Genomic DNA, 12,255 nt, shown 5'->3' on the forward strand with positions numbered 1-12,255 from the left:
GCCATTCGCATGAATTTCGTTCATGTTGCGCCATGAAGCACCCAAGCTCGACCCGGCAAAAACGTGATGGCTTTTCTAGAACCCAGGACTTTCGGCACATGGTGCATCGTTTTCTTGTCGGCGCTCTCGCGCTGCTGCTCAGCAGTGTCGCGCTCGCACAAGCCCCCCAATCGAGCGCGGTAATTTCCTACACCCGGGATATTCAACCGATTTTCACCGAGAAGTGCGTGGCCTGCCATGCCTGTAACGACGCTGCTTGCCAGTTGAAGCTGGAGAGCCCGGAAGGGGCTGTGCGCGGTGCAACCAAGGTACCGGTGTACCAGGGTGAAAGGAGCAAGGCAGTCCCGACCACGCGGCTTTTCTACGACGCGCACAGCGAAGAGCAGTGGCGCAAGAAGGGCTTCTATTCGGTGCTCGACAGCCAGGGTAGCCAGGCTGCGTTGATGGCCCGCATGCTGGAGCTGGGGCACAAGGCCCCGCTTACCCCCAACGCCAAGCTGCCCGACGACATCGTCCTGGGGCTTGAGCGCAACAACATGTGCCCATTGCCCCATGAGTTCGATGCCTACGCCGGCGCCCACCCCAAAGAGGGTATGCCACTGGCTGTCACCGGCCTGACCGACAAGCAATACCAGACCCTGCAGGCGTGGCTGGCGGCAGGTGCGCCGGTCGAGTATCAGCCCATTCAACCCAGCGCGGCCGAGGCAAAACAGATCGCCGACTGGGAAGAACTGCTCAATCGACCAGGCTCTACCGAGGCCTTGGTGGGGCGCTGGCTGTACGAGCACCTGTTCCTGGCGCACATCCATTTCGTCGGTGGCGAGCAGGGCCACTTCTTCCAGTGGGTGCGTTCGCGCACGCCCAGCGGCCAGCCGGTCGACGTGATTGCCACGCGTCGCCCCAACGATCCGCCGGGCACCGACTTCTATTACCGGTTGATTCCGGTGCAGGGCGTGATCGTGCACAAGACCCACATCACTTACCCGATGGGGCCGCAAAAGCTCAAGCGCGTGAAGCAGCTGTTCTATGCCGGTGACTGGCACGCCAGTGCGCTGCCAGGCTATGGGCCGCGCCACCGCGCCAACCCGTTCGAGACCTTCGAGGCGATCCCGGCGGTGGCGCGCTACCAGTTCATGCTGGATAACGCCGAGTACTTCGTCCGCACCTTCATTCGAGGGCCGGTGTGCCGTGGGCAGATCGCTACCGATGTGATTCGCGATAACTTCTGGGCGCTGTTCCAGGAGCCGGCGCACGACCGCTACATTACCGATGCCGCGTACCGTGGCCAGGCCACACCGTTGCTCGCCATGCCGGGCCAGATCGACGACGTGGGCAGTGTGCTCAACCTGTGGCATGCCTATCGTGACAAGCGCAACGAGTATGAAAAGCTGCGTCGCCAGGCCTACGCCGAAATGCCAGCGCCTGGCTGGTCGACCCTGTGGGCCGGCAACGACAATGCGCTGCTCAGCATCTTCCGCCACTTCGACAGCGCGTCAGTGACCAAGGGCCTGGTCGGCGATGTGCCGCTGACCCTGTGGCTGTTCGACTACCCGTTGTTCGAACGTACCTATTACCAGTTGGCGGTCAATTTCGATGTCTTCGGCAATGTCTCGCACCAGTTGCAGACGCGGCTGTATTTCGACTTGATCCGCAACGGTGCCGAGGTCAATTTCCTGCGCCTGATGCCGGCGGATGAGCGTGGTGCAATGCTCAGCGACTGGTACCAGAACGGTGGCAAGGTGAAGATGTGGCTCGACTATGAAGACATCGACACCGACACGCCAAGCGGCATCAGGCTCGACCCGCGCGACCCCAAGCGTGACTTCGGCCTCAAGCTGCTGCAACGCACCGGCAGCCTGAATGCCGCACCTGACCCGATCAACCGGTGCCAGGGTGCCTATTGTTCGCGGCCGCAGATGAACGAAGAATTCCGTAACGTCGAGCAGTCGCTCAGCCGCCTGGTATCTCGCCCGGCCGCAGGCCTGAAGGTGATCGATCAGTTACCGGAAGCCACGATGTTGCGCATCGAAGGGCAGGGCGGTCAGCGCCAGGTCTACAGCCTGCTGCGCAACCGTGCCCACAGCAATGTCGCGTTCCTGCTGGGCGAGGCCGCGCGCTACCAGCCGGGGCTCGATACCCTGACCCTGTACCCCGGGGTGCTCAGCAGTTACCCGAACTTCATCTTCAATATCCCGGCGGCGGATGTGCCAGAGTTCGTCGAAGACATGGAACATGCGCGCGATGATCCGGCCAGGTTCGAACGTATCGTCATGCGCTGGGGCGTGCGCCGCAGCCACCCGCAGTTCTGGCGTTACTTCCACGACCTGAGCGCCTATATCAAGGAAACCCAACCGTTGGAAGCCGGGGTGCTGGACATGAACCGCTACGAGAACCTCTGATCGGTTGAGCTGACCTTTCCGGCACACCTGCGGTCGGAAAGGTTGGACGGTCCGGGGCTGCCAGGCAGCCCAACGTGGCCTCAATGCACCAAGGCAATCGCAGGGTGATCCATGCTGTATTCGCTTCAGGCACTGCGGGCGTTCGCCGCCTGGGTGGTGGTCTGCCACCATTTCATGCAGATCTTTTTCGACTTCCATGCCACTGGCCCCGTTGGCCAATTGCTCACTGCCCGCGGCGCCGTGGGTGTCGACATCTTCTTCGTCATCAGCGGGCTGGTGATCTACCTGTCAACCCGCGACAAACCCGTGGAGCCGCGTCAGTTTCTGCTCAACCGCGCGTTGCGAATCGTCCCTGCCTATTGGTTCTACACCCTGCTGATGGCGCTCGTACTGCTGGCCTTCAGCCAATGGATGCCGCACCAGGCATTCACCTGGCATCACCTGTTGCTGTCGTTGCTGTTCATTCCGGCGGAGAACCCAGGTGGCTACGGCCTGTACCCGACCTTGAACGTGGGCTGGACGCTGAACTTCGAGATGTTCTTCTACCTTCTGTTCGGCCTGGCATTCCTGGTCCGCAAGCGCCACCAATTGCTGCTGGTGACCGCTGCGCTGCTGCTGGTCAGTGAAGTGCTGGGCCGCGTTGGCGTGCTCAGCCGCTTCTACAACAACGGCATCATCTACGAATTTCTGCTCGGTATTGGCATCGGTGTGCTGTACCGCCGCGGCTTGGTGCGTGAAGCGCTGTGGTTGCCGCTGGCATTGCTGGGGGTGGCCGTCTATGCGATCTACCACCTGGACGCCTCCCAGCGCCTTTTGCATTGGGGCCTTCCCAGCGCACTGATCGTGCTGGCATTCGTAGCGCTTGAGCCGTACTTCCAGGGCAATCGGGTACTCAAGGCGTTGGGCGACTGCTCGTACTCGGTGTACCTGATCCACGTGCTGGTACTGTACGCGGGCTGGTTCGCCAGCCAGCGCCTGCACCTCAATCCCTACCTGGTCTTTGCCCTGTGCGTGCCGTCCATTGGACTAATGTCGTGGTTCAGCTACCAGTGGCTGGAGCGGGGCCTGTACCGGCGGATGCAGGCGTGGGTGGCGGCCCCTCGGGAGCAAACGCCGGCATTTGCTCTTTCCCGAGTCAAATGCTAGGACTTTGTTCAAAGGCCAGGTTGGCGTACACTTGGCCGCAAGTCTGTGAGGAACTTACATGAGCGCTATAACCATTACCGACGCCGCCCATGATTACCTGGCCGATCTGCTTTCCAAGCAGAACACGCCTGGCATCGGCATCCGCGTATTCATCACCCAGCCGGGCACCCAGTACGCCGAAACCTGCATTGCCTACTGCAAGCCAGGCGAAGAAAAGCCTGACGACACCGCCGTGGGCCTGAAGAGCTTCACGGCCTACCTGGATGCCGTCAGCGTGCCGTTCCTGGAAGACGCGCTGGTCGACTATGCCACCGACCGTATGGGCGGCCAGCTGACCATCAAGGCGCCGAACGCCAAAGTGCCAATGGTCAACGAAGACAGCCCGATCAACGAGCGTATCAACTATTACCTGCAGACCGAGATCAACCCGGGCTTGGCCAGCCACGGTGGCCAGGTCAGCCTGGTGGATGTGGTCGACGACGGCATTGCAGTGCTGCAGTTCGGTGGCGGTTGCCAAGGCTGCGGTCAGGCTGACGTAACCCTCAAGGATGGCATCGAGCGGACCCTGCTCGAACGTATTCCAGAGCTCAAGGGCGTGCGGGATGTGACTGACCACACCCAGAAGGAAAACGCCTACTACTGATCGGTAGTTCGGCGTTGGCAACACCCTGCTAGCAACAAACTGTTACGGATTCAACCCCTGCGACAACAGGCCGCAGCCCGTGTTTAAAGGGCTGCAAGCCACCACCGCCTTGGTCGGGTAGAACCGCTTGGGGTGTCATGCCAGAATGCCCCGGTTTTTCAGCCGGCCCGTCCCGAGGGTCGGCACCTTCCCTCTAAAGGATGGTTCCATGAATGATCTGTTGACCCGGCGCGCAGTTGTCGCCGGGATGGGCGTTCTCGGGCTCGGCCTGCTGGCAGGCTGCAACCCGGCCCGAGGGCTCGAGTTCAAGTACGGCAAGAACATGAGCAACGAAATCCTGGGGCGCAAGTTCCGTCTCAAGGATACCAAGGGCAACGACGTCACCCTGTCGAGCTTCTACGGCAGCATGCCGATGATCTTCTTCGGGTTCACCCAGTGCCCGGCAGTCTGCCCGACCACCCTGGCGCGCGCGGCGCAAATCCGCAAGCTGCTCCGTGGCCGTGACCGCGAGCTGTTCCAGGTGGTGTTCATCACCCTGGACCCTGAGCGCGACACCCCCGAGGTGCTCGACGCCTACGTCAAGGCTTTCGACCCCTCGTTCATGGCCCTTACCGGTACGCCGGAGGAAATCGCCGAGGTGGCCAAGGAGTTCAAGGTGTTCTACGAGAAGGTCCCCGCCGGTGACACGTACACCATCTCTCATTCGTCCACCAGCTACGTCTACGATACGCGTGGCACCCTGCGCCTGAGCCTGGGCCATTCCCTGAACGCCAAGGAATGCGCCGAAGACCTGGTCACCCTGATGGAGATCTGCTAATGGCTGTTTCACTGCACCCATTCAAGCGCGGCCTGGCCGCTATCGCCTTGCTGGGGCTGGCGCTGCCGGCCTTGGCCCAGACCACCGTAAGTGATGCCTGGGTACGTGCCAGCGTACCGCACCAGCAGTCCACCGGTGCGTTCATGACCCTGACTGCCAGCAGCGACAGCAAGCTGACAGGGGTGGCATCGCCCGTGGCCAAGATTGTGCAAGTGCACGAGATGACCATGAACGGTGATGTGATGGGCATGAAGCAGGTCGAGGCCCTGGAGTTGCCCGCCGGCAAGCCGGTGAGCCTGGACCCCAATGGCTATCACGTGATGTTGATGGGTTTGACGAAGCAGGTGAAGGAAGGCGACAAAGTCCCGCTGACCTTGACCGTGGAAGATGCCAAGGGTGGCAAGGAAACCTTGGAAGTGCAGGCAGAGGTACGGGCGCTCAACGCCGAGATGGGCGGCGGGCACGACCACATGCACATGAAGCACTGATTGACCCGGGGCCGCTAAGCGGCCCCACTTCATTCAGCTGCGAAAACGTGGCAAAGGCCTTTCCAGGGTCAGCGAGGTCAAGGTCTTGCGGACCTGGGCTTCGTCGGCCTCCAGGGCCTTGAGGCTCGCGCGGATCTTGCCAGCGGCAGGCACATCACCCTGCCGGTCGATCCAGTCGGCGATCTCTTTGCAGGCACTGCTCAGGCAGGCCTGGCGCTGGTTCATCAACGATATGAGGGTGGTGAGCTCTCTTTCGGACATGGCAGGATCCTCCAATTCAGCCTAGTCAGTGTAGCAGCAGTTACCCGTGCAGGCAGGCGGTGCGATAGGCGCCCGGCGTCACGCCAAAGGCTTGCTTGAATTGCCGGCTGAGGTGGCTCTGGTCCGCGAAGCCCAGGTTGAAAGCCACGTCGGCCGCAGCCAGGCCGCGCTTGAGCATTTCCCGGGCACGGGCCAGGCGCCGTTGCTTGAGCCAGGCATGCGGTGGCAGGCCGGTGGCCTGGCGGAACACCCGGGCGAAATGGAACGGCGATAGATTGACCGCGCCCGCCAGCGCTTCGAGCGATGGCGGCTCTGCCAGTTGGCTCTCCAGCAGCTCGCGGGCGCGGGCTACGGCCAGTGGTTCGTGGCCAGGGGCTGAGGGTTCAGCGCATTGCCCGTGTCGTTGAACCAGGGCCAGAACCGCCTGGCGCCAGGCCGTCTGTTGCTGCAGGGCACTGGCGTTGGCTTCGGACAGCTGATGCAGCTTGCTGAAGGCGATGGCCAGGGCCGGGTCCTGGATCACGCTGTCCTTGAAGCTGGGCATGCCGTGGCGGCCCAGTTCCAGCTCGTCGAGCACCCCGGTCACCCGTTCATGGTCCGGATAGAACCCGCGGTAGCGCCAGCCAGCCTCATGGGCGGTAGCGCCGGTATGCAGCTCGTCCGGGTTGATCAGCACCATGCTGCCCACCGGCGCCAGGTGCTCGCTGCCGCGGTGCCAGAAGCGCTGGGCACCCGACTCGATCACGGTGAACACATAACCTTCGTGAACATGCGGGGCGAAGCGTTGCTGAATGTAGCGCGCATGCAACATCTCGACATCGCCCAGGGCGGGCGCCTGCCAAAGGTGGGTCTGTTCGCGCAGGGGCGTGCTCATGTCAGCCAGCTGCGCAGCAAGAAGAAGATCAACATGCTCACCAGCATGCTCAGCAATACACTGCGGGTCAACAGCACCAGCACGATGGCCACTACAGCCCCCAGCAGGTAGGGATTGAGCGGGCTCAAGTCCAGCTGGTGGCCGGGCAGGAAGACGATTGGCCCGCAAATCGCGGTGAGCATGCCCGGCACGGCATAGCCTAGAAACTGCCGGGCATTGGAGCTCAGGCGCAGCGGTAGGCGCGGCTCCAGGAACGCGTAGCGATTGAGGAAGACGACGGCGCCCATGGCGAAGATCAGTAGCCAGGTCATACGCGGCCTCCGGAAAATTTCTGGCAGACGAAACCGGCAGCCATGCCCAGCAGGCCGGCGGCCACCAGCGCGGTTTCCCAATGCCAGTAGCTGAAAAGCACTGAACAGAACAGCGACACCGCCACGCACACTAGCGTGGCGAGGTTACGCACCAGTGGGGCGATCAGGGCGACAAAGGTGGCGACGATGGAGAAATCCAGGCCCAGCTGGTCCAGGTGCGGGATGTTCTGGCCCAGCACGATCCCGGCCAGGGTGAACAGGTTCCAGGCCACATAGAAGGTCAGGCCGACCCCCAGCGCGTACCAGCGGTTGAATTGCTGTTGGTCATAGTGGCTGGTCAAGGCGAAGAACTCATCGGTCAACAGGAAACCCAAGCCCAGGCGCCAGCGCAGCGGCTGGTTCGACAGCACCGGGCGCATCGACAAGCCGTAAAGCAGATGTTGCGAGGTCAGCAGCAGGGTGGTCAGCAAGATCGACAGCAGGTTGGCGCCGCCCTTGAGCATGCCGATGGCCACCAGTTGCGCGGCGCCCGCGAACACGATCGCCGACAGGCCCTGACCCTCCCAGGCACTGAGGTTGGCCTCGATGGCCATCGAGCCAGCCAGCAGGCCCCAAGGGGCGACGGCCAGTGATAACGGAAGAATGGCGATGGCGCCGTGCAGAAAAGCTTGGCGGGCGATGGGCGGACTGCTTTGCATGATGGCTGCAACACTGTTGTTCGGCAGCGCAGCATGCCAGAGGGTGGGGCAGGTGGCTTGAACGATCTTGCTGGTTTGCCACTGCCGTAGCAATGATCAACGCTGGCTGGTCAATCGCCGTTGTGCTGCTGCGCAACCATTGATTTCCACCGCCTTTTGCAGCAAGTCTCGGCGATGCTGTGGGTCCAGGTCGCCCAGCAACCGATACACCTCAGCCTGGTAGTCGCGTTGGCGGCCCCACTGCATTTCCAGCCCTTGTGGCTGGCTGCGGCTGCAAGCCAGGCGTGTAGCCGGTTGCGGGTAGTAGGGCGCGTACAGCGTGGCCATGCCTGGTATCGCTTCGAGCGCCTCGCGGTAACGAGGGCTGGCGTTATACGGTGGGCACCAGGTGGCGATCGCCGTAGCGGGCGGGGCAAAGCCCTGCTGCAGGCTGGCCTTGAGCAGCGGGCAGGCAGCATCAGGGATTTGCGCCGCAGGCAGGTAGGTCGTGTAGTACAGCGCCAGGCGGTATTGGGCCACGGGATGGCCGAGCTCCACTGACTTTTCAAGCAGGGCTACCGCAGTTGGCAGCGTGCGGGCCATGGCCTGGCCCTGGCGTTTGAGTTCCGGGTCGCCGCCAATGGCAGTGCGCAGCGTGTTGCCGTCATCCTCTGGAGTGTCGGCCTGCTCCAGCAGTGGCAGGGCCTGGCGATACAGCAAGTCGGCATGCGGGTCGATTCGCACGTCGAGCGCTTGTGCGGCAAACGGCATCAGCGAGATGAGCAGTGCGGGCACGCGGGCGAAACCACTCACAGGCAGGCCCCACTGGCACCACAGCCCGGATAAGCAGAAAGATACTGGTAGTCGGCTCGGGTGTTCATCACAAGTACACGTGCGCCTCAGGCGTATCGGAACGATGGCCTATTCTAGCCAACCGGATGGCGCTACCGAAAGGGCAACGCACATTTGTCAGACGAGCTTGACCGGGGCGACCTTGCGTTGGGCATTTTTTTCCTGGGCCAGGCCCAGTTTGGCGGTGATGACCTTGGCCAGGGCATTGTTGCCCAGATCGTTCAGGTGCAAGCGATCGATGAACAACTCGGCCCCGAAGGCAGGGGAGCTGCTCAGCATGCTGTTCATGTCGTAACAGGGCACCGGATCCGCCTGGCTCTTGATGCGCCTGAAGAAGGCCATGTGCAGCTGACTGTCGAAGGCGCCTTCGAGCAGCCGGTCGAAGTTGGTCGGTTGCTGTTCCAGTGCCGATAGCATGGCTCGCTCTCCGGCAGGCAGCGTTTCACGGCACCACGGCAGCAGCGGTTGGAGAATGAAGGTGAGGGTGGCGTGGCTGTCGGCAAGCAAGCGTTCCCATTGACTCAAGGTACGCCCGATGCAGTCGGCAGCGTGTGCCAGGCGTTTCTGTGGGGCGGATAATGGCCAGGCAGGGGGTGGCACCTGCCGGCGCGGGGCCAGGGCCTGGCCAAGGCGTTGCCACAGCGAGTCCCGGCGTGCCGGGCTGGCAGGTAGCGCGCCTTCGTTGAAACTGTTCAGGTAGTTCTGATAGGCCTTGGCATGCAGCGCAGCGTGCGGGCCGCCTAGCATTTCGCCGAGGCCCTCGTGGGCCAAGGTGTTGAGGCCGCTGAGCACCACCACGTGGCCGATTTCGCTGAAGCGATGCTGATGGGTGAGAAACAGCAGCAGTTCCTGGCCGGCATTGAGCCCACAGCCAGCGAGGCTCAACCACACCTCCCCGGTGAGCATCGACAGGTGCGAGGCCACCGTATGCTCATCGGAACTGGCACCGATCCCCAAGGCGGTCGAACCGCCGACGAGCAAATTGACACGGCCGGTGCCGCCATATTCGCCGGCCGAAAATCGCTTGCCGGCGCAATGGCTGTAGCGCAAACCCAGCGCATCGGTGTTGATGGTGCCGGAACGGTAGCCGCTTTCGTGCACATGCAGGGTGTGCGGGGCACGGCGGCTGCCCAGTTGCAGGAAACGCTGGTAGTCGAGCGACAGTGGCGCAGGGAGGCCCGGGCCGAATGTTGCGCTACTGGACGGGTTCATGGGCGCTCCTTGTTGTCCGGCGTGGCGTCGCACCGAGGCGTCAGCCCGCCAGCTCCTTGATGTTGTAGGCCAGGCCACCGACTGCGATGAGCAACAGGGCAACCCCCGAGGCCAGCGAAATCACCCGGTTGCTACGCTGCGAGGCGATCTTGCCGATGGCAAAGATATAAAGGCTGAGCACGGCGAAGTCGATGGCCACCCACAGCAGGGACAGCACCATCATGCTTTTGCCGAACGATTCGGTGATCTGGATGAACTGTGGGAAGAAGGCGATGAAGAAAATGATGTCCTTGGGGTTGGAAATCCCGACCATGAACCCTTGCCACAAACCGCCCCGCCCGGCTCTTGCCGGCTGCTCAAGCGTCTCGCAGGCAGGCGCCTGCAGGCATTCACGCAAGGTGCCTACGGCGATGTAGCCAATGAACAGGCAGCCGAGCAGGCTCATGCCACTGAGCCAGGCCTTGTCGATGGCTGCACTGGTGAGGATGACCCAGGCCGCGGCGCCGATCAGCACCAGGGAAGCCCAGTTGGTGCCGACGGCGGTGAACATGGCCTTGCGTGAGCCAGAGGCCGCGGCGGTGTTGACGATCAATGCCACGACCGGGCCGGGTGTGGCGATCAAAAGCAGTACGGTCAGGGCGTAGGTAGCGGTCAGTGCGGTATTCACGGTCAGTTCTCGATCTGGGTGTCTGGTGTTGCGTGGACGTGGGCATGAAAGGGGCAGCGCGATGGGTTGAGCGAGCCTGCTTCCTGCAGTTGGTATTGCTTCCATTCGAAGTTGTCGGCCTGGCCAAAGAAGCCCAGGCTGTCGGGCATCACGCCGTCGTTGTAGCGCTGCACGCGTTCGCGGATGCGTGCACGGATGCGCTTGCCGCTCTCGGTGGCGGCATTGGCCACTTCGTCGAAGTTTTCCCGCGGGTTGATGACGAAGGTGATGTGATTGCCCAGGTTGCGGCTTTTCATCTGATGGTGGCCGGGAAAATTCATGTTGATGAACAGCGCCATGCCGGCGTAGCAGAACGACCAGCCACTGTCGTGGGGGTCGGCTGGGATCGCTTGCGGCCACGGGTGCGGGTCACGGGCATGAACCCCGCGCAGCACCTTCCAGGCCAGCGCCTGCTGTTCGGCCAGGTTGCTGTCGGCGGCCGTTTCGAGAAACACCACCAGCGGGCTGCCGATGCGTTGCTTGACCGGCACCGGTGCTATGGTGCGCACGTACTCGGCCAGCCCTTGTGCGATGTCATCGGCGAGCTGTTCAGCGCGGGCGAAGAGGATGTGGCAGGATTCACCGGCCACTGCCTTGCGCCCGAACAGGCATGGAAAGTCGGGGTTGGCGAGGATGGTGCGAAAATGTTGTATCGTTTTGTGCGTCCAGTGCTGCGCGTTCCGGACATGTTCAGCGGCCAGCTCTAGCGCGTCCAGGCGATAGCAGTTTCCATAACCCGTAAACATGATTTCCCCAGGCGTTTAATGAGTAGAACGTTCAAGACACATGCAGGCAGGTTATTGGCTTATCTTTGTTGTTTACCTGCATTTTCTGGGGCGTACCTGGCGTTGTAAAACGCGTGGTACTATGACCTGCCATTAGTCTCACTCATGCTTCGGGGGCATCATGTCGGAACGGATTCAGGCCTTGCACGCGCTGCGTGCCTTCGAGGTGGCCTCACGGTACGGGTCGTTCACCCGCGCGGCCGAAGAGCTGGCCCTGACCCAAGGCGCCGTCAGCCACCACATAAAGACCCTCGAAAGCCTGTTCGGCTGCGACCTGTTCGAGCGACGTGGGCCCAAGTTGAGCCTTACCGAGCATGGGCGCCTGCTGTCCCAGGAGCTCAAAGTCGGCTTCAAGATCATCGAGAACGCCTGTGCACTGCTGCGCCAGGACCGCTACGGCCTGCGCTTGAAGGCGCCCTCGACGCTGACGGTGCGCTGGTTGCTGAGGGCCCTGGATGCCTTCAAGAAAGTCGATGACAGCTGCAGCGTCCAATTGTCGAGCGTGTGGATGGACATCGACACGGTGGACTTCTACTCCGAGCCCTACGACTGCGCCTTTCTCCTGTCCAACGGCCAGTTCGCCGCCGACATCGAGAGTTTCAAGCTGTTCGACGAATGGCTGATCCCGGTGTGCCACCCAGACTATATGACGCATGAGCAGCCGGCACTGGGTGACCTGCGCCAGTGTGAACTGCTGCACCCTTCATCGGACCGGCGCGACTGGCGGCGCTGGCTGGCGCGCATGGATGCCCTGGACATAAGCATCGATCAGGGCCAGGTGTTCGACACCCTCGACCAGGGCATTTCTGCGGCACAGCAGGGGCTGGGCATTTCCGTGGTCGACCTGGTGCTGGCCAGTGCCGACCTTACCGCAGGGCGGCTGGTCACGCCGTTCAAGCATGCCGTGGCGACCGGGGACGGGTATTACATGACTTGGCTCAAATCCAGCCCCAAGGCGCGGCAAATGCACAAGCTGCGTGACTTTCTGCTGGGGCAGGTGCCGCCGTTGGCGTACAAGGATATCAACTACCTGTATGGCTGATTGCCCGCACAGCCACCCCGCGCACGGGTAGAATCATCCCAT

At 62.3% G+C, this 12,255-nt stretch carries 14 protein-coding genes; 6 read left to right on the plus strand and 8 right to left on the minus strand.

Annotated features, from left to right (window positions below; all coding sequences use genetic code 11):
* The first annotated feature begins 98 nt into the window (after positions 1–98).
* The 5 genes from OSW16_RS09940 (at position 99) to OSW16_RS09960 (ending at position 5,493) form a co-directional block, all read left to right on the plus strand.
* The gene (locus OSW16_RS09940) at positions 99–2,399 is read left to right on the plus strand and encodes a fatty acid cis/trans isomerase (protein WP_267822686.1); all 2,301 of its coding nucleotides are present in this window, start codon (positions 99–101) and stop codon (positions 2,397–2,399) included.
* Between the two features lie 111 nt (positions 2,400–2,510).
* Positions 2,511–3,545, plus strand: a complete 1,035-nt coding sequence (locus OSW16_RS09945; protein WP_267822688.1) for an acyltransferase family protein — start codon at positions 2,511–2,513, stop codon at positions 3,543–3,545.
* A 58-nt stretch (positions 3,546–3,603) separates the two neighbouring features.
* A complete protein-coding gene (nfuA, locus tag OSW16_RS09950; RefSeq protein ID WP_012313787.1) occupies positions 3,604–4,188 on the plus strand; it encodes a Fe-S biogenesis protein NfuA in 585 nt (194 codons plus the stop codon).
* A 208-nt stretch (positions 4,189–4,396) separates the two neighbouring features.
* Positions 4,397–5,005 carry an SCO family protein gene (locus OSW16_RS09955; protein WP_267822690.1) on the plus strand — a complete coding sequence of 203 codons (609 nt, stop codon included), beginning with the start codon at positions 4,397–4,399 and terminating at the stop codon, positions 5,003–5,005.
* Complete coding sequence (locus OSW16_RS09960) at positions 5,005–5,493, plus strand: copper chaperone PCu(A)C (protein WP_267822692.1); 489 nt, start codon at positions 5,005–5,007, stop codon at positions 5,491–5,493. The genes OSW16_RS09955 and OSW16_RS09960 overlap by 1 nt, the downstream gene beginning before the upstream one ends.
* A gap of 33 nt (positions 5,494–5,526) precedes the next feature.
* Here OSW16_RS09960 and OSW16_RS09965 read toward each other — a convergent pair whose 3' ends face one another.
* The 8 genes from OSW16_RS09965 to OSW16_RS10000 form a co-directional block, all read right to left on the minus strand.
* On the minus strand, positions 5,527–5,754 hold the full coding sequence (locus OSW16_RS09965; protein WP_012313790.1) for a hypothetical protein: 228 nt from the start codon (positions 5,752–5,754) through the stop codon (positions 5,527–5,529).
* Between the two features lie 40 nt (positions 5,755–5,794).
* On the minus strand, positions 5,795–6,628 hold the full coding sequence (locus OSW16_RS09970) for an AraC family transcriptional regulator (RefSeq protein ID WP_267822694.1): 834 nt from the start codon (positions 6,626–6,628) through the stop codon (positions 5,795–5,797).
* On the minus strand, positions 6,625–6,939 hold the full coding sequence (locus tag OSW16_RS09975; protein ID WP_267822696.1) for an AzlD domain-containing protein: 315 nt from the start codon (positions 6,937–6,939) through the stop codon (positions 6,625–6,627). The genes OSW16_RS09970 and OSW16_RS09975 overlap by 4 nt, the downstream gene beginning before the upstream one ends.
* A complete protein-coding gene (locus OSW16_RS09980) occupies positions 6,936–7,637 on the minus strand; it encodes an AzlC family ABC transporter permease (RefSeq protein ID WP_241803358.1) in 702 nt (233 codons plus the stop codon). Before OSW16_RS09980 ends, OSW16_RS09975 begins: the two co-directional genes overlap by 4 nt.
* 96 nt (positions 7,638–7,733) lie before the next feature.
* On the minus strand, positions 7,734–8,387 hold the full coding sequence (locus tag OSW16_RS09985; protein WP_277818026.1) for a sel1 repeat family protein: 654 nt from the start codon (positions 8,385–8,387) through the stop codon (positions 7,734–7,736).
* 198 nt (positions 8,388–8,585) lie between these two features.
* Positions 8,586–9,680: a hypothetical protein gene (locus tag OSW16_RS09990; RefSeq protein WP_267822699.1), complete on the minus strand. Its 1,095-nt coding sequence runs from the start codon at positions 9,678–9,680 to the stop codon at positions 8,586–8,588.
* Positions 9,681–9,720: 40 nt separating this feature from the next.
* On the minus strand, positions 9,721–10,347 hold the full coding sequence (locus OSW16_RS09995) for a LysE family translocator (RefSeq protein ID WP_241803361.1): 627 nt from the start codon (positions 10,345–10,347) through the stop codon (positions 9,721–9,723).
* 2 nt (positions 10,348–10,349) lie between these two features.
* Positions 10,350–11,132: a YqcI/YcgG family protein gene (locus OSW16_RS10000; protein ID WP_267822702.1), complete on the minus strand. Its 783-nt coding sequence runs from the start codon at positions 11,130–11,132 to the stop codon at positions 10,350–10,352.
* 160 nt (positions 11,133–11,292) lie between these two features.
* Here OSW16_RS10000 and OSW16_RS10005 point away from each other — a divergent pair, with 160 nt between their 5' ends.
* Complete coding sequence (locus tag OSW16_RS10005; RefSeq protein ID WP_267822704.1) at positions 11,293–12,213, plus strand: LysR substrate-binding domain-containing protein; 921 nt, start codon at positions 11,293–11,295, stop codon at positions 12,211–12,213.
* Positions 12,214–12,255: the final 42 nt, after the last annotated feature.

This window comes from Pseudomonas putida, from assembly GCF_026625125.1.
GTDB classification, from domain to species: domain Bacteria; phylum Pseudomonadota; class Gammaproteobacteria; order Pseudomonadales; family Pseudomonadaceae; genus Aquipseudomonas; species Aquipseudomonas putida_X.

What these genes read in the sequence shown, in the direction of transcription:
- OSW16_RS09940 (WP_267822686.1), top strand. Translation starts at nt 99, where the DNA reads ATGGTGCATCGTTTTCTTGTCGGCGCTCTCGCGCTGCTGCTCAGCAGT.
- OSW16_RS09945 (WP_267822688.1), top strand. Translation starts at nt 2,511, where the DNA reads ATGCTGTATTCGCTTCAGGCACTGCGGGCGTTCGCCGCCTGGGTGGTG.
- nfuA (WP_012313787.1), top strand. Translation starts at nt 3,604, where the DNA reads ATGAGCGCTATAACCATTACCGACGCCGCCCATGATTACCTGGCCGAT.
- OSW16_RS09955 (WP_267822690.1), top strand. Translation starts at nt 4,397, where the DNA reads ATGAATGATCTGTTGACCCGGCGCGCAGTTGTCGCCGGGATGGGCGTT.
- OSW16_RS09960 (WP_267822692.1), top strand. Translation starts at nt 5,005, where the DNA reads ATGGCTGTTTCACTGCACCCATTCAAGCGCGGCCTGGCCGCTATCGCC.
- OSW16_RS09965 (WP_012313790.1), bottom strand. Translation starts at nt 5,754, where the DNA reads ATGTCCGAAAGAGAGCTCACCACCCTCATATCGTTGATGAACCAGCGC.
- OSW16_RS09970 (WP_267822694.1), bottom strand. Translation starts at nt 6,628, where the DNA reads ATGAGCACGCCCCTGCGCGAACAGACCCACCTTTGGCAGGCGCCCGCC.
- OSW16_RS09975 (WP_267822696.1), bottom strand. Translation starts at nt 6,939, where the DNA reads ATGACCTGGCTACTGATCTTCGCCATGGGCGCCGTCGTCTTCCTCAAT.
- OSW16_RS09980 (WP_241803358.1), bottom strand. Translation starts at nt 7,637, where the DNA reads ATGCAAAGCAGTCCGCCCATCGCCCGCCAAGCTTTTCTGCACGGCGCC.
- OSW16_RS09985 (WP_277818026.1), bottom strand. Translation starts at nt 8,387, where the DNA reads ATGCCGTTTGCCGCACAAGCGCTCGACGTGCGAATCGACCCGCATGCC.
- OSW16_RS09990 (WP_267822699.1), bottom strand. Translation starts at nt 9,680, where the DNA reads ATGAACCCGTCCAGTAGCGCAACATTCGGCCCGGGCCTCCCTGCGCCA.
- OSW16_RS10000 (WP_267822702.1), bottom strand. Translation starts at nt 11,132, where the DNA reads ATGTTTACGGGTTATGGAAACTGCTATCGCCTGGACGCGCTAGAGCTG.
- OSW16_RS10005 (WP_267822704.1), top strand. Translation starts at nt 11,293, where the DNA reads ATGTCGGAACGGATTCAGGCCTTGCACGCGCTGCGTGCCTTCGAGGTG.